This is a genomic window from Pseudomonas sp. L5B5 (assembly GCF_020520285.1).
Taxonomy (GTDB): Bacteria; Pseudomonadota; Gammaproteobacteria; order Pseudomonadales; family Pseudomonadaceae; genus Aquipseudomonas.
Genome location: NZ_CP084742.1, coordinates 3552281 through 3567539, shown reverse-complemented (window position 1 = coordinate 3567539; position 15259 = coordinate 3552281). Strand labels below are relative to the sequence as shown.

General features: G+C 62.4%; 15 protein-coding genes. 13 read left to right on the top strand and 2 right to left on the bottom strand.

Going from position 1 to position 15259, the window contains the following annotated elements; genetic code table 11:
- Positions 1-34: 34 nt before the first annotated feature.
- The gene (motA, locus tag LGQ10_RS16355; RefSeq protein WP_058434274.1) at positions 35-886 is read left to right on the top strand and encodes a flagellar motor stator protein MotA; all 852 of its coding nucleotides are present in this window, start codon (positions 35-37) and stop codon (positions 884-886) included.
- Positions 887-889: 3 nt separating this feature from the next.
- Positions 890-2005, top strand: coding sequence for a flagellar motor protein MotB (gene motB / locus LGQ10_RS16350; RefSeq protein ID WP_226522565.1), 1116 nt, complete (start codon positions 890-892; stop codon positions 2003-2005).
- Positions 2006-2056: 51 nt separating this feature from the next.
- Here motB and rsgA read toward each other — a convergent pair whose 3' ends face one another.
- A complete protein-coding gene (gene rsgA, locus LGQ10_RS16345; protein WP_226522564.1) occupies positions 2057-3088 on the bottom strand; it encodes a small ribosomal subunit biogenesis GTPase RsgA in 1032 nt (343 codons plus the stop codon).
- Between the two features lie 108 nt (positions 3089-3196).
- On the opposite strand from rsgA, the gene orn reads away from it, so the two are divergent.
- Together orn and LGQ10_RS16335 are read left to right on the top strand one after the other, a co-directional pair.
- Positions 3197-3739 (top strand): oligoribonuclease, encoded by a 543-nt coding sequence (gene orn / locus LGQ10_RS16340; RefSeq protein ID WP_058437898.1) that lies wholly within the window; start codon positions 3197-3199, stop codon positions 3737-3739.
- A gap of 102 nt (positions 3740-3841) precedes the next feature.
- On the top strand, positions 3842-4453 hold the full coding sequence (locus LGQ10_RS16335; RefSeq protein WP_058437896.1) for a trimeric intracellular cation channel family protein: 612 nt from the start codon (positions 3842-3844) through the stop codon (positions 4451-4453).
- Here LGQ10_RS16335 and queG read toward each other — a convergent pair.
- Positions 4435-5514, bottom strand: coding sequence for a tRNA epoxyqueuosine(34) reductase QueG (gene queG, locus LGQ10_RS16330; protein WP_226522563.1), 1080 nt, complete (start codon positions 5512-5514; stop codon positions 4435-4437). The genes LGQ10_RS16335 and queG overlap by 19 nt on opposite strands.
- A 64-nt stretch (positions 5515-5578) precedes the next feature.
- Between queG and LGQ10_RS16325 the strand changes: the two genes are divergently transcribed.
- From LGQ10_RS16325 to hflC, 9 genes are all read left to right on the top strand, one after another.
- The gene (locus LGQ10_RS16325; RefSeq protein ID WP_058436659.1) at positions 5579-6439 is read left to right on the top strand and encodes an NAD(P)H-hydrate dehydratase; all 861 of its coding nucleotides are present in this window, start codon (positions 5579-5581) and stop codon (positions 6437-6439) included.
- A complete protein-coding gene (tsaE, locus tag LGQ10_RS16320; protein WP_058436658.1) occupies positions 6427-6897 on the top strand; it encodes a tRNA (adenosine(37)-N6)-threonylcarbamoyltransferase complex ATPase subunit type 1 TsaE in 471 nt (156 codons plus the stop codon). The genes LGQ10_RS16325 and tsaE overlap by 13 nt, the downstream gene beginning before the upstream one ends.
- A 3-nt stretch (positions 6898-6900) precedes the next feature.
- Positions 6901-8325, top strand: coding sequence for an N-acetylmuramoyl-L-alanine amidase (locus LGQ10_RS16315; RefSeq protein WP_226526148.1), 1425 nt, complete (start codon positions 6901-6903; stop codon positions 8323-8325).
- Positions 8322-10235, top strand: coding sequence for a DNA mismatch repair endonuclease MutL (gene mutL / locus LGQ10_RS16310; RefSeq protein WP_226522562.1), 1914 nt, complete (start codon positions 8322-8324; stop codon positions 10233-10235). Before LGQ10_RS16315 ends, mutL begins: the two co-directional genes overlap by 4 nt.
- A complete protein-coding gene (miaA, locus tag LGQ10_RS16305; RefSeq protein WP_058434239.1) occupies positions 10235-11206 on the top strand; it encodes a tRNA (adenosine(37)-N6)-dimethylallyltransferase MiaA in 972 nt (323 codons plus the stop codon). Before mutL ends, miaA begins: the two co-directional genes overlap by 1 nt.
- A 91-nt stretch (positions 11207-11297) precedes the next feature.
- A complete protein-coding gene (hfq, locus tag LGQ10_RS16300; protein ID WP_007921378.1) occupies positions 11298-11558 on the top strand; it encodes an RNA chaperone Hfq in 261 nt (86 codons plus the stop codon).
- Positions 11559-11570: 12 nt separating this feature from the next.
- On the top strand, positions 11571-12872 hold the full coding sequence (gene hflX, locus LGQ10_RS16295) for a ribosome rescue GTPase HflX (RefSeq protein WP_058434238.1): 1302 nt from the start codon (positions 11571-11573) through the stop codon (positions 12870-12872).
- A gap of 96 nt (positions 12873-12968) precedes the next feature.
- Positions 12969-14153: an FtsH protease activity modulator HflK gene (hflK, locus tag LGQ10_RS16290; protein ID WP_226522561.1), complete on the top strand. Its 1185-nt coding sequence runs from the start codon at positions 12969-12971 to the stop codon at positions 14151-14153.
- The gene (gene hflC, locus LGQ10_RS16285) at positions 14153-15022 is read left to right on the top strand and encodes a protease modulator HflC (protein WP_058434236.1); all 870 of its coding nucleotides are present in this window, start codon (positions 14153-14155) and stop codon (positions 15020-15022) included. The genes hflK and hflC overlap by 1 nt, the downstream gene beginning before the upstream one ends.
- The last annotated feature ends 237 nt before the right edge of the window (positions 15023-15259 follow it).

The following is a 15259-nucleotide window of genomic DNA, read 5'->3' as shown; positions in this document are numbered from 1 at the left end:
CCTTGAACCCGACTCAATAAGTACTCTCTTACCTATGGCTAAAATTATCGGCATCATCGTCGTATTCGCTAGCGTGCTCGGCGGATACGTGCTCTCCCACGGTAAGATTGCAGCGCTGATCCAGCCTTTCGAGGTATTGATCATCGGCGGTGCCGCCTTTGGTGCATTCCTCCAGGCCAACCCTGGCTACATGACGATGCACGTCGTCAAGAAATCCCTGGGGATGTTCAGCTCGCGGTTTACCCATACCTTCTACCTGGAAGTGTTGGGCCTGATCTACGAGATCCTCAACAAGAGTCGCCGCGAAGGCATGATGGCCATCGAGGGCGACATCGAAGACGCAGCGGCCAGCCCGATCTTCGCCAAGTACCCGGCGGTACTCAAGGACGAGCGCATGACCGCCTACATCTGTGATTACCTGCGCATCATGTCCTCCGGCAACATGGCTCCCCACGAGCTGGAAGGCCTGTTCGACATGGAACTGTTCAGCCTCAAGGAAGACCTCGAGCATCCATCCCATGCCGTCAACGGGATTGCCGATGGCATGCCCGGTTTCGGTATCGTCGCGGCGGTCCTGGGGATCGTAGTGACCATGGCCTCCCTGGGCGATGGTGACCAGAAGTCCATCGGCCTGCACGTGGGTGCGGCATTGGTGGGCACCTTCTTCGGTATTCTCGCGGCTTATGGTTTCTTCGGCCCGCTGGCGCACTCCCTGGCGCACGACGCCAAGGAAGAGCTGAATGTCTACGAGGCCATCAAGGCTTCCCTGGTGGCATCTGCCTCCGGCATGCCGCCTTCGCTGGCGGTGGAGTTCGGGCGCAAGGTCCTGTATCCGGCGCACCGTCCTAGCTTCGCCGAGCTGGAACAAGCGGTTCGCGGTCGCTAAGTCATGGAAAACAATCAGCCGATTATCATCAAGCGCGTCAAGCGCTTCGCTGGCGGGCATCACGGGGGCGCCTGGAAAATCGCCTTCGCCGACTTCGCCACGGCGATGATGGCGTTCTTCCTGGTGTTGTGGTTGCTGTCCACCGCGACTCCGGAGCAGAAGATCGCCATCGCCGGTTATTTCAAGGACCCGATCGGCTTTTCCGAAAGTGGTACGCCCTACATCATCGACCTGGGCGGTTCGCCGGAACTGGCGCCGGAAAATACCCTGAACCCCGAGATCCAGTCCCAGCCGCAGCCGGACAAGGTCACGGTTGACTCCGACCAGGTGGAGGGCATGGCCGAACAGGTCGAGCGCGAGCGTCTCGAGCTGCTGCTGCAGGAGTTGCAGAACAAGGTCGAGGAAAATCCCCAGCTGCAGAAGTTCAAGGACCAGATCCTCTTCGAGATCACCCCGGACGGCTTGCGGATCCAGATCATGGACGCCGAGAACCGGCCGATGTTCGACTCCGGCAGCGCTCGTCTGAAACCGTATTTTGAAGACATCCTGCTGGCCATGGCCGACACCATCAAGGCGGTGCCGAACAAGATCAGCATCAGCGGCCATACCGATGCCACGCCTTATGCGGGGACCGGCGAGTTCGGCAACTGGGAGCTGTCGGCCAACCGTGCCAATGCTGCGCGTCGGGCACTGGTGGCCGGTGGTTATCCTGATCCGCAAGTGGCACGGGTGGTGGGTTTCGCCTCTTCGGCCCTGTTCGATCGCAAAGACCCGTTCAACCCGGTCAACCGGCGTATCGACATCGTTGTCCTGACCAAGCGAGCCCAGCGCGCTATCGAAGGTGAGCAGGTGGACCCCAAGGCACCCGTCCCGACCCAGGGCACCGGGGCTCCCGGTGAGGTGCCGGGCGCCGCAGCCGATCCGCACGCCCTGCCACCGGGCAGCGAGCCGCTGCCGGCCCACGAAGTTCGCCAGCGCCTGAATATCTTCGAGGACGGTGTGTTGAAGATGGATGAGCAGGGCGCGCCGGGCCAGACTCCTGCACCTGCACCTGCACCTGCACCTGCACCTGCACCTGCACCTGCCGCGCCCTCCGCGGCGCCGGGAACCGCCAGGTGAAAACGACAAGGCCGCGATGATCGCGGCCTTGTCGTTTCTGCGTGGGCTGACTCAGTAGCTGTCGTCGGGCAGGCTGGCCAGGATCGAACGGTAGCTGTTCATCCGTTGTTGCTGGATGCGTCCTTCCTCGAGGGCCTTGAGCAGGGCACAGCCAGGCTCGCGATCGTGCTTGCAGTCACGGAAGCGGCAGGTACCCAGCAGGTCGTTGAACTCGATGAAACCGGCCTCGACATCGGCCCGGCTGACGTGACCCAGGCCGAACTCCCGGATACCCGGGGAGTCGATCAGTTCACCGCCGCCCGGGAAGTGGAACAGTCGCGCAGTGGTCGTGGTGTGGGTGCCCTGGCCGGAGTATTCCGACAGCGGGCCGACCCGGGTTTCGACTTCTGGCAGCAGGCTGTTGACCAGGGAGGACTTGCCTACCCCCGACTGCCCGACGAACACGCTGATGCGGCCGTCCAGCAAGGCCTGTAGTTGTTCCATGCCATCGCCATGGTGGGCCGAGACTTCCAGCAGCGGATAACCCAGCTGGCGATAGACCGCCAGCAGCGCGTTGAGCGCTGGAGCGTTCTGTTCGTCGATCAGGTCGGCCTTGTTCAGCAGCAGCAGGGGGCGGATTCCGGCATGCTCGGCGGCCACCAGGTAGCGGTCGATGAGGTTGGCGTGGGGCTCTGGCATGGGCGCGAAGACGATCACGATCATGTCGACATTGGCCGCTACCGGCTTGAGCTGGCCGCGGCTGTCCGGGCGGCAGAGCTCGGTGCTGCGGGGCAGTTGCGCGACGATCACGCCGATGCCCTGGTTGCCGGCGCGCCAGACCACCTGGTCACCGGTTACCAGTGCCGGCAGGTTGGCTCGCAGGTAGCAGCGAAACACCTGGCCGGCGAGTTCGCCGTCGCGCGCCTCGACTTCGACCTGGACGCCGAAGTGGGCAATCACCAGGCCGGTTTGTTCCGGGCCCAGGTCGCCACCTTCCAGCGCCTCTACGGCAGAGGACTCGCGTTTGGCGGCGCGTGCTGCGCGCTCACCTTGAATCTTTTCGATGCGCCAGTTTTGGCGGCGATTGAGCTGGCGTTTGGCCATTGATGTTCCGTGTCGATAATTACGGCGGTTGGGTAAAGCGGCGGCGAGTTTAGCACGCCGGGCCGGCCCTCTAGGCTAAACTGCGCAACTACGCCGAGGAGCCCACCCATGCAAAACCCGCAGAACCTGATTTGGATCGATCTGGAAATGACCGGTCTGAACCCCGATACCGATGTCATCATCGAAATGGCGACCATCGTCACCGATAGCAACCTGAATACCCTGGCTGAAGGACCGGTCATCGCCATTCACCAGAGTGACGAGATCCTCGCCGGCATGGACGAGTGGAACACCCGCCAGCATGGCAGCTCCGGCTTGACCCAGCGGGTGCGCGAAAGTCGCATCGACATGGCCGAGGCCGAGGCCCAGACCATCGCCTTCCTGGAGCAATGGGTGCCGCGGGGCAAGTCGCCGATCTGTGGCAACAGCATCTGCCAGGACCGGCGCTTCCTCTATCGCCACATGAAGGACCTGGAAAGCTACTTCCACTACCGCAACCTCGATGTATCGACTCTCAAGGAGCTGGCTGCCCGCTGGGCGCCGGACGTTCGCGACAGTTTCAAGAAGGGCAGCACCCACCTGGCCCTGGACGACATCCGCGAGTCCATCGCCGAACTGCAGCACTACCGCAAGCACTTCATCAAGTTGTGAGCATGCGGGCGAGCCGGCGGGATGCCTCGCGCCCGCTGCCGCCCTCTTTTGGTGCCCGCGTCAACTGAGTAGACTGCGCGCCTTCTTGAAGGGACCGCCAACATGCTGTTGATGCTTTATCTGATCGCCATTACCGCCGAAGCCATGACAGGCGCCCTTTCTGCCGGACGCCGCGGCATGGACTGGTTTGGCGTGGTGCTGATCGCCTGCGTCACCGCCCTGGGGGGCGGCTCGGTGCGCGACATGCTGTTGGGGCACTACCCGCTGACCTGGGTCAAGCACCCCGAATACCTGGTGCTGACGTCAGTGGCGGCCCTGGTGACGATTTTCATCGCCCCGTTGATGCGCCATCTGCGCTCGCTGTTCCTGGTACTCGACGCCGTCGGCCTGGTGGCCTTTACCCTGATCGGCTGCATGACCGCCCTGGAGATGGGGCACGGCATGCTGGTGGCCTCGGTCAGCGGGGTGATCACCGGGGTTTTCGGCGGCATTCTCCGGGACATTTTCTGCAACGACATTCCACTGATCTTCCGGCGCGAGCTGTACGCCAGCGTGTCCTTCGCGGCTGCCTGGTGCTACATGCTGTGCATCTACCTGCAGCTGCCCAGCGAACAGTCGATCCTGGTTACCCTGTTTGGTGGTTTCCTGCTGCGCCTGCTGGCGATCCGTTTCCACTGGGAAATGCCCAAGTTCGTCTACAACGACGAGCATTGACGGCTGGCGTGCTGGGCCAGGGCCCATTGCACGTGTTCGCGCACCAGTTCCGAGGGGTAGTCCTGGCGGGCCTTGAGGGCTTCCAGTACCGGGATGCTGGAAGGTGCGTTGCCCAGGCCCACCGCCAGGTTGCGTAGCCAGCGTTCATAACCGGCGCGACGCAGGGGCGAGCCCTCGGTGCTGCTGAGGAACTGCGCCTCGTCCCACAGGAACAGCTGGGCCAGTTCGGCATTGTCCAGGTTATGGCGGGGCTTGAAGTCGCCTTCCCCCGAGGGGCGGGCGAAACGGTTCCAGGGACAGACGATCTGGCAGTCATCGCAGCCGAATACCCGATTGCCGATCAGCGGGCGCAGTTCCTCGGGAATGGCGTTCTTCAGCTCGATGGTCAGGTAGGAAATGCAGCGCCGGGCATCGAGCTGGTAGGGACCGACGAAGGCATTGGTCGGGCAGATGTCCAGGCAGGCGGTGCAGCGTCCGCAATGCTCACTGGCATGGGGAGCGTCCACCGGCAGGGGCAGGTCGACGAACAGCTCGCTGAGGAAGAAGTAGCTGCCGGCCTTGCGGTTGAGCACCAGGGTATTCTTGCCGATCCAGCCGAGGCCGGCCTGTTCGGCAATGGCCTTCTCCAGTACCGGTGCGCTGTCGACGAAGGCGCGATAACCGAAGGGGCCGATGACTTGCTGGATGCGCTCGGCCAGTTGCTGGACGCGCTTGCGGATCAGCTTGTGATAGTCGCGGCCCAGGGCGTAGCGCGAGACGTAGGCCTTGGACGGTTGCGCCAGGCGCTGGGCCATCTGGGTATCTCCAGGCAGGTAGTCCATGCGCAGCGAGACCACGCGCAAGGTGCCGGGCACCAGTTCCTCGGGGTGCGAGCGCTTGGTGCCGTGGGCACCCATGTATTCCATTTCGCCGTGGTAGCCGGCGGCGAGCCAGCGCTCCAGGTGCTGCTCGTGCTCAGCCAGGTCCAGGCCGCTGATACCGACTTGTTGAAAGCCCAGTTCGCGGCCCCAGTCCTTGATGGATTGGGCGAGGGCGGGAAGATCCTGGGTGATGGCGGACATGAGGCAAGAGAAACCGACTACTGAGGTGCGTATAATTCTGCCAGACATCGGAGCCCGAAGACGCATGCCTCAGACAAAACACACCTTGCCAGACGTTCAGTTGCTGACTGCCGGTCAGTTGCCACGCCTGACGGCCCGCCCCCTCGATGCCCACAAGGGGCAGTTTGGCCACGTACTTTTGATCGGCGGCGACCTGGGTTTTGCCGGCGCTGCCTTGCTGGCAGCCCAAAGCGCATTGCGCAGTGGGGCGGGCCTGGTGTCGCTGGCTACTCGCAGCGAACACGTGGCGGCAGCTGCTGCGCGGGTGCCGGAGGTCATGACCCTGGGTACGCATTCGGCCAACCAGTTGATGGGGCTGATGGCGCGGGCCACGGTGGTGGTGGCTGGTCCCGGCCTGGGGCAAGGGGCGTGGGGGCGCAGCCTGTTGTCGGCGGCGGCCAGCGCACCCTTGCCACAGGTGTGGGATGCCGATGCCTTGAACCTCCTGGCCCGGGATGGCCTGGACTTGCCCGCCAACAGCGTGATCACCCCGCACCCTGGGGAAGCGGCGCGGTTGCTGGGGATTTCCAGTGCACAGGTCCAGGGTGATCGCCCGGCGGCAGCCCGAGCCCTGAGCCGCCAATACGCGGCGGTGGTTGTGCTCAAGGGGGCAGGCAGCCTGATTGCCTCCCCGGATGGGCGCCTGGCCCGATGCGATGCCGGGCATCCGGCGATGGCTGCGGCGGGTTTGGGCGATGTCCTCGCCGGCTTGCTCGGGGCGCTGCTGGCGCAGGGCATGCCGGCATTCGAGGCTGCTTGCCTGGCGGTCTGGCTGCACGCCAGTGCCGGTGAGCAGCAAGGTAAAATGGGCCGAGGACTGGCGGCCAGCGATCTGATTCCAGCCATTCGTCAGTTGTTGGAGGAGCAATCACCGTGTCTGAGTTAACCCTTTATCTGGCCGACGAGCAGGCCATGGTGGAATTTGGTGCACGTATTGCTCAAGTCACCCGCGGTGTGGGGGTGATCTTTCTCGAAGGGGACCTGGGAGCGGGCAAGACCACGCTATCCCGGGGAATCATCCGTGGGCTGGGGCATGTCGGGGCGGTCAAGAGCCCGACCTTCACCCTGGTGGAGCCCTACGAGATCGGGACAGTGCGCGCCTTCCACTTCGACCTGTACCGGTTGGTGGATCCCGAAGAGCTGGAGTTCCTCGGGATCCGCGACTACTTCGAGGGCGATGCCCTGTGCCTTCTGGAGTGGCCTGCGCGGGGTGCAGGCTTTTTGCCAAAGCCCGACCTGACCATTACCATTACCCCGCAAAACAATGGGCGTTGCGTACATCTGTTGTCCCAAGGCTCGCGAGGCGAGTCCTGGTGTGCCGCTTTGGCGTTGGAATTCAAATAATTGATGGGGTTAGGTATGCGCATTCGCGCGTTGGTTGCTGTCGTAGGACTGTTGCTTACGGCATTGGCCGTCGAGGCTGTGGCCGCTACACAGGTTCGCAGCGTCCGCTTGTGGCGGGCACCGGATAACACGCGATTGGTATTCGACCTGTCTGGCCCGGTTCAGCACAGTGTCTTCACCCTCACCGCGCCCAATCGCCTGGTGATCGATATTAACGGTGCGACCCTCGGCGGTTCGCTGAATGTCGCCACGGCCAATACCCCGATCACGGCCATGCGTTCGGCGCAGCGCACGCCGACCGACCTGCGGGTAGTGGTGGACTTGAAGAAAGCCGTCACGCCCAAGAGCTTCACCCTGGCGCCCAATGCCCAGTACGGCAACCGCCTGGTGGTGGACCTGTTCGACAACCCCGCCGATGCCGCGCCACCGCCTGCTCCGCCGACTGTCGCGACGGTCCCGGCGGTGCCTGTCACTCCCGCCGAGCCTGCAATCAAGTTGCCACCGGCACCCGCCGGCAAGCGCGACATCATTGTGGTGATCGATGCCGGGCACGGTGGCGAAGACCCGGGTGCTTCCGGCTCCCGCGGCCAGCACGAGAAGGATGTGGTGCTGTCCATCGCCCGTGAACTGCAGCGCCAGGTCAATGGCGTCAAGGGCTTCCGTGCCGAACTGACCCGTACCGGCGATTACTTCATCCCGCTGCGGGGGCGTACCGAGATCGCCCGCAAGAAGGGTGCCGACCTGTTCGTCTCGATCCACGCCGACGCTGCGCCTTCGACGGCAGCCTTCGGGGCCTCGGTGTTTGCTCTGTCCGAGCGTGGCGCCACCTCGGAAACCGCGCGCTGGCTGGCGGACAGCGAAAACCGTTCCGACCTGATCGGTGGGGCTGGCAACGTCAGCCTCGACGACAAGGACCGGATGCTGGCCGGGGTATTGCTGGATCTGTCGATGACGGCCTCCTTGACCTCCAGCCTGAATGTGGGACAGAAGGTGTTGAACAACATCGGTCGGGTCACGCCGCTGCACAAGCAGCGTGTGGAGCAGGCCGGGTTCATGGTGCTCAAGTCACCGGACATCCCTTCGATCCTGGTCGAGACTGGTTTCATCTCCAACTCCAACGAAGCCTCGAAGCTGGCCACCACCAGCCATCAGCAAGCCCTGGCGCGTTCCATCAGCAGTGGCGTACGGCAGTTCTTCCAGCAGAATCCGCCACCGGGCACCTATATCGCCTGGCTGCGCGATTCCGGGAAGATCGCCCAGGGACCACGTGACCATCGAGTCAACCCCGGAGAAACCCTGGCCATGATCGCAGTACGCTACCAGGTCCCGGCGACTGCATTGCGCAGCGCCAATAACCTGAAGAGCGATGAATTGAAAGTGGGACAGGTCCTGACCATCCCCGGTACCGAGCTGGCGGCCAAGCAATGAGTGAGTCGCTGGTTGGCAGCACCCGCATCGCGCTGCTCAGTCCACGCCTGGCCAACCAGATCGCCGCAGGCGAGGTGGTCGAGCGCCCTGCCTCGGTGATCAAGGAACTGCTGGAAAACAGCCTGGACTCCGGAGCCCGGCGTATCGAGGTTGAGGTCGAGCAGGGCGGCGTGAAGCTGTTGCGTGTGCGCGACAACGGTAGCGGTATCGCCCCGGACGACCTGCCGCTGGCCCTGGCGCGCCACGCCACCAGCAAGATCCGCGAGCTGGAAGACCTCGAAGGCGTGCTCAGCCTGGGCTTTCGTGGGGAGGCGCTGGCATCGATCAGTTCGGTGGCCCGGTTGACCCTGACTTCGCGTACGGCCGAGGCCAGCGAGGCCTGGCAGGTGGAAACCGAGGGCCGCGACATGACGCCCCGGGTGCAGCCCGCCGCGCATCCGGTCGGTACCTCGGTGGAGGTGCGCGACCTGTTCTTCAATACCCCAGCCCGGCGCAAGTTCCTCAAGGCCGAGAAAACCGAGTTCGATCACCTGCAGGAGGTCATCCGGCGTCTGGCGCTGGCGCGTTTCGACGTGGCGTTCCATCTGCGCCACAACGGCAAGACCATCTTCAGCCTGCATGAGGCTGCCGACGATGTGGCCCGCGCACGGCGTGTCGGTGCTATCTGCGGCCCGGGCTTCCTCGAGCAAGCGCTGCCGATCGAAGTCGAGCGCAACGGCCTGCGCCTGTGGGGCTGGGTCGGGCTGCCGACGTTCTCGCGCAGCCAGGCGGATCTGCAGTACTTCTTCGTCAATGGCCGCGCTGTACGCGACAAGCTGGTTGCCCACGCCGTGCGTCAGGCGTACCGCGACGTGCTGTTCAACGGGCGCCACCCGACCTTCGTGCTGTTTCTCGAGCTCGACCCTACCGGCGTCGACGTCAACGTGCACCCGACCAAGCACGAAGTTCGTTTTCGCGAAGGGCGGATGGTCCATGACTTCCTTTATGGCACGCTGCATCGCGCCCTGGCTGATGTGCGTCCAGAGGACCAGTTGGCGGCACCTGCCACGGTCGCCGAGATGGTGCGGCCCAGCGGCCTGCAGGCCGGAGAGTTCGGCCCCCAGGGCGAGATGCGCCTGGCCGCCTCGATACTGGAACAGCCCCAGGGTGAACAGCGCCCGTCGTTTCCCTCGACCGGTTCGGGTGCGGGTTATCAGTATCAGTACACGCCGCGTCCGTCGCAGCCAGTCAATGCTGGCGAGAGCCAGGCGGTCTATCGCGAGTTTTATGCGCCGCTGGAAAACGCCTCGGGCGCGCCAGCCGCATTGCCGCAAAGCCAGGGTGACATCCCGCCGCTGGGTTATGCCTTGGCCCAGCTCAAGGGCATCTACATCCTTGCCGAAAATGCCGTCGGCCTGGTGTTGGTGGACATGCACGCCGCCCATGAGCGAATCATGTACGAACGCCTCAAGGTGGCGATGGCCAGCGAGGGCCTGAGTGGCCAGCCGCTGCTGGTGCCGGAATCGCTGGCACTGAGTCAGCGCGAGGCCGATTGCGCCGAGGAGCATGCCCAGTGGTTCCAGCGGCTGGGCTTCGAGTTGCAGCGCCTGGGCCCGGAAACCCTGGCGATTCGCCAGATTCCAGCGCTCCTCAAGCAAGCCGAGGCCAATCGCCTGGTCCAGGACGTGCTGGCCGACCTGATGGAGTACGGCACCAGCGATCGTATCCAGGCCCACCTCAACGAGCTGCTGGGGACCATGGCGTGCCATGGCGCTGTACGTGCCAATCGACGCCTGGCCATCCCGGAAATGAACGCACTGCTGCGCGACATGGAAAGCACCGAGCGTAGCGGCCAATGCAACCATGGCCGGCCGACATGGACCCAGATGGGCCTGGACGACCTGGACAAACTCTTTCTGCGCGGTCGTTGATGACTCAGCTTCCTCCCGCGATTTTCCTGATGGGCCCGACCGCGGCGGGCAAGACCGACCTGGCCATCGAGTTGACCAAGGTGTTGCCCTGCGAGTTGATCAGTGTCGATTCGGCGCTGGTCTATCGCGGCATGGATATTGGCACTGCCAAGCCTTCCAGGGAGCAGTTGGCGCAGTTTCCCCACCGCCTGATCGATATTCTCGATCCCAGCGAGAGTTATTCGGCAGCCGATTTTCGTACCGATGCCCTGGCGGCCATGGCCGATATCACCGCTCGGGGCAAGATCCCGCTGCTGGTGGGGGGCACCATGCTGTATTACAAGGCGCTGCTCGAAGGGCTGGCGGACATGCCGCCGGCGGACCCGCAAGTGCGTGCCGAGCTGGAAGAAGAGGCGGTGCGGCTAGGCTGGCAGGCACTGCATGACCAGTTGGCGGCAGTGGATCCCGAGTCTGCGGCGAGGATTCATCCCAATGATCCTCAGCGTCTGACCCGGGCATTGGAAGTCTATCGAGTCAGCGGCTTGACAATGACGGCCCATCGGCAACGTCAATTGGCGCAAAGTACCGAAGCAGGCGCTTCGGGACGCGGCCAATTGCCCTATACTGTCGCCAATCTGGCCATCGCTCCGGCGAATCGCCAGGTACTGCACCAACGTATTGCACAAAGATTCACACAAATGTTGGAACAGGGATTCATTGATGAGGTCGTAGCTCTGCGTTCGAGAAGTGACCTGCATGCTGGGTTGCCGTCTATACGTGCAGTGGGCTATCGCCAAGTCTGGGATCACCTGGATGGCAAGTTGACGTTCGCCGAAATGCAGGAGCGGGGCATCATTGCCACGCGCCAGTTGGCGAAGCGCCAGTTTACCTGGTTACGCAGCTGGTCCGACCTGCAATGGTTGGACAGTCTGGATTGCGACAATCTGCCACGCGCCTTGAAATACTTAGGGACGATCTCCATATTGGGCTGAGTCCTTGCAATTGCCGTCTATCCTTGGGGGTGTGACGGCTTTGGCTATCTGTTTTCCGGTTTTTTTATTGATCCTTAAAGGAGTGCGGCACATGTCAAAAGGGCATTCGCTACAAGACCCTTACTTGAATACATTACGTAAAGAGAAAGTTGGGGTTTCCATCTATCTGGTTAACGGAATCAAGCTGCAAGGCACGATCGAGTCCTTCGACCAGTTCGTCATCCTGCTGAAAAACACCGTCAGCCAGATGGTGTACAAGCACGCTATCTCGACAGTGGTTCCAGTTCGTCCGATTCGTCTGCCTAGCGCATCCGAGTCTGAACAGGGTGACGCTGAACCAGGTAACGCCTGATAGGAGTCTCCTTTGTTCTTTGAGCGCCACGGTGGTGGTGAACGGGCCATTCTCGTTCACTTGGAAGGTCAGGACCCTGAGGCGCGCGAAGATCCGCAGGAGTTTCAGGAGCTGGCACTATCGGCCGGCGCCGAGACCGTCGCGTTTATTAGCGTGTCGCGTCATCGGCCAACCGCCAAATACCTGGTTGGCAGCGGCAAGGTCGAGGAATTGCGCGACCTGGTCAAAGCCGAACAGGTAGACCTGGTGATTTTCAATCACGTCCTCACACCCAGTCAGGAACGTAACCTCGAACGTGCATTCGAGTGTCGTGTGATTGATCGCACGGGTCTGATTCTCGATATCTTCGCTCAACGAGCCCGTACTCACGAAGGCAAGCTCCAGGTCGAACTGGCCCAGCTTGAGCACATGAGCACCCGATTGGTTCGTGGCTGGACTCACCTCGAACGACAGAAAGGCGGTATCGGTCTGCGCGGTCCGGGTGAAACCCAGCTGGAAACCGACCGACGCCTGCTGCGAGTGCGTCTTCGACAGATCAAGGCGCGCCTGGAAAAGGTTCGCAGTCAGCGTGAGCAAGCCCGTCGTGGTCGCAAGCGTGCCGACATTCCTTCGGTGTCGCTGGTGGGTTATACCAACGCCGGCAAATCCACCCTGTTCAATGCGGTCACCGTGTCCGACGTCTACGCGGCCGACCAGTTGTTCGCCACTCTGGATCCTACCCTGCGCCGGCTGGAGCTGAACGACCTGGGGCCGATCGTGCTGGCCGATACCGTGGGTTTCATTCGGCACCTGCCCCACAAACTGGTCGAGGCGTTCCGAGCTACGCTCGAAGAGTCGAGCAATTCCGACCTGCTGCTGCACGTGATCGATGCCCATGAGCCCGAGCGCATGGCCCAGATCGAACAGGTCATGGTGGTGCTGGGGGAGATCGGGGCTCAAGACTTGCCGATCCTGGAGGTCTATAACAAACTCGATTTGCTCGAGGGGGTTGAGCCACAGATCCAGCGTGATCCCGATGGCAAGCCGCAAAGGGTCTGGTTGTCGGCCCGTGACGGTCAGGGGCTGGATCTGCTCAAGCAGGCCATCGCGGAACTGTTGGGCGAAGATTTGTTCGTGGGCACCTTGCGCTTGCCCCAGGGTTTTGCTCGACTGCGAGCACAGTTTTTCCAGTTGAACGCTGTGCAGAAAGAAGATCACGACGACGAGGGTGTCAGTTTGCTTGCTGTTCGCCTGCCGCGTGTCGAGTTGAACCGGCTGGTCAGTCGCGAAGGTTGGCAGCCGTCGGACTTCATCGAGCAACACACTTTGCAATAAAAGCCTGGGCAAGCGGTTATGCCGCTGTAGCAGGCATTCTGTAGCATTGGCCGGCGCGCCGTGGGCGCGTCTTTGCTTTATCAGATGGAGAGCGCTATGGCTTGGAATGAGCCGGGTGGCAACTCGAATAATCAGGACCCTTGGGGCGGTAAGCGCCGCAATAACGGCGATCGCAAGGGCCCGCCAGATCTCGACGAGGCCTTCCGTAAGCTGCAGGAAAGCCTGAATGGGTTGTTCGGTGGTGGTAAGAAACGTGGTGACGACGGTGCCGGTTCCGGCTCCGGCAAAGGGGGCGGTTTCGGCCTGCTGGGCATCGGCCTCGTGGTGCTGGCGGCCGTGTGGCTGTACAGCGCGGTCTATGTCGTCGACGAGCAGGAGCAGGCCGTGGTGCTGCGCTTCGGCAAGTATTACGAAACCGTCGGCCCGGGCCTGAACATCTACTTCCCGCCGATCGACCGCAAGTACATGGAAAACGTCACGCGCGAGCGTGCCTATACCAAGCAGGGCCAGATGCTGACCGAGGACGAGAATATCGTCGAGGTGCCGCTGACCGTGCAGTACAAGATCAGCAACCTGCAGGACTTCGTGCTGAACGTCGACCAGCCGGAAATCAGTCTGCAGCATGCGACCGACAGTGCCTTGCGCCACGTGGTGGGTTCCACCGCCATGGACCAGGTACTGACCGAAGGTCGTGAGCTGATGGCCAGCGAGATCAAGGAGCGCCTGCAGCGGTTCCTCGACAACTATCGCACCGGTATCACCGTGACCCAGGTGAACGTGCAGAGCGCGGCGGCCCCGCGTGAAGTGCAGGAAGCCTTCGATGACGTGATCCGTGCCCGTGAAGATGAGCAGCGTTCGCGCAACCAGGCTGAAACCTACGCCAATGGCGTAGTGCCTGAAGCACGTGGCCAGGCCCAGCGCATCCTCGAGGATGCCAATGGCTACCGCGACGAAGTGGTATCGCGGGCCAAGGGTGAGGCGGATCGCTTCACCAAGCTGGTCGCCGAGTACCGCAAGGCTCCAGAGGTCACCCGTCAGCGGCTGTACCTGGACACCATGCAGGAAGTCTTCAGCAACACCAGCAAGGTGCTGGTGACCGGTGGCAAGGGCGGGCAGAACAACCTGCTGTACCTGCCTCTGGACAAGATGATCGACAGTGGTCGTAGTGGCGGTGCTCCGGTAACGGGTTCGTCTTCTACCTCCAGCAATGAAGCGAATGCGCGCGCGGCGGTTGAGCATATGCAGCAACAGCAGCAGACGCGTTCTAGGGAGAGTCGCTGATGAGCAATAAATCGCTGATCACCCTGATCGTGGGTGTTGTCGTGGCGGTGGTTGCCTGGAACAGCTTCTACATCGTGGCTCAGACCGAGCGTGCGGTGTTGCTGCAGTTCGGTCGTGTGGTCCAGGCCGATGTCCAGCCTGGCCTGCATGTGAAAGTGCCCTATGTGAACCAGGTGCGTAAGTTCGACGCGCGCCTGATGACCCTGGATGCACCGACCCAGCGCTTCCTGACCCTGGAAAAGAAAGCGGTCATGGTGGATGCCTACGCCAAGTGGCGGGTGAAGGATGCCGAGCGCTTCTACACTGCGACTTCCGGCCTCAAGCAGATCGCCGACGAGCGTCTGTCCCGTCGCCTGGAGTCGGGGCTGCGTGACCAGTTCGGCAAGCGCACCTTGCATGAAGTGGTGTCCGGTGAGCGTGATGCGCTGATGGCTGATATCACTGGCTCGTTGAACAAGATGGCGGAGAAGGAACTGGGCATCGAAGTCGTCGATGTCCGGGTCAAGGCGATCGATCTGCCCAAGGAAGTCAACCGCAGCGTGTTCGAGCGCATGAGCACCGAGCGTGAGCGTGAGGCTCGCGAGCATCGCGCGAAGGGTAACGAGCTGGCTGAAGGCATCCGTGCCGACGCTGATCGTCAGCGTCGTGTGCTGCTGGCTGAAGCCTATCGCGAGTCCGAAGAGGCCCGCGGTGATGGCGACGCCCAGGCGGCGGCGATCTATGCCAAGGCCTACGGCCAGGACCAGGAGTTCTACGCGTTCTATCGCAGCCTGCGTGCCTACCGTGAAAGCTTCGCGAACAAATCCGACGTCATGGTCCTGGACCCAAGCAGCGACTTCTTCCATTACCTGGAAAAGTCCAAGCCTTGATCAGGCCCTGATCCTGAGGCACCCCGCCGGGCGGCTAAAACGCCTCGCGGGGTGATCCTTTGGGAAAACGGGTGTATGATGCGGCAGCCGGGAAATTCCCGGCTTTTTTGCGTCTGCATCTTTGATTGGCCGTGGCTCGTTCAAGAGTCCGGCAAGATTTTTCGAGGAAAATGGTCCGTACAGCTGATTCCTGGCTGCCTGTCCGGCTGAGTTCGCGTCGGATGCGACTGTTTTCTG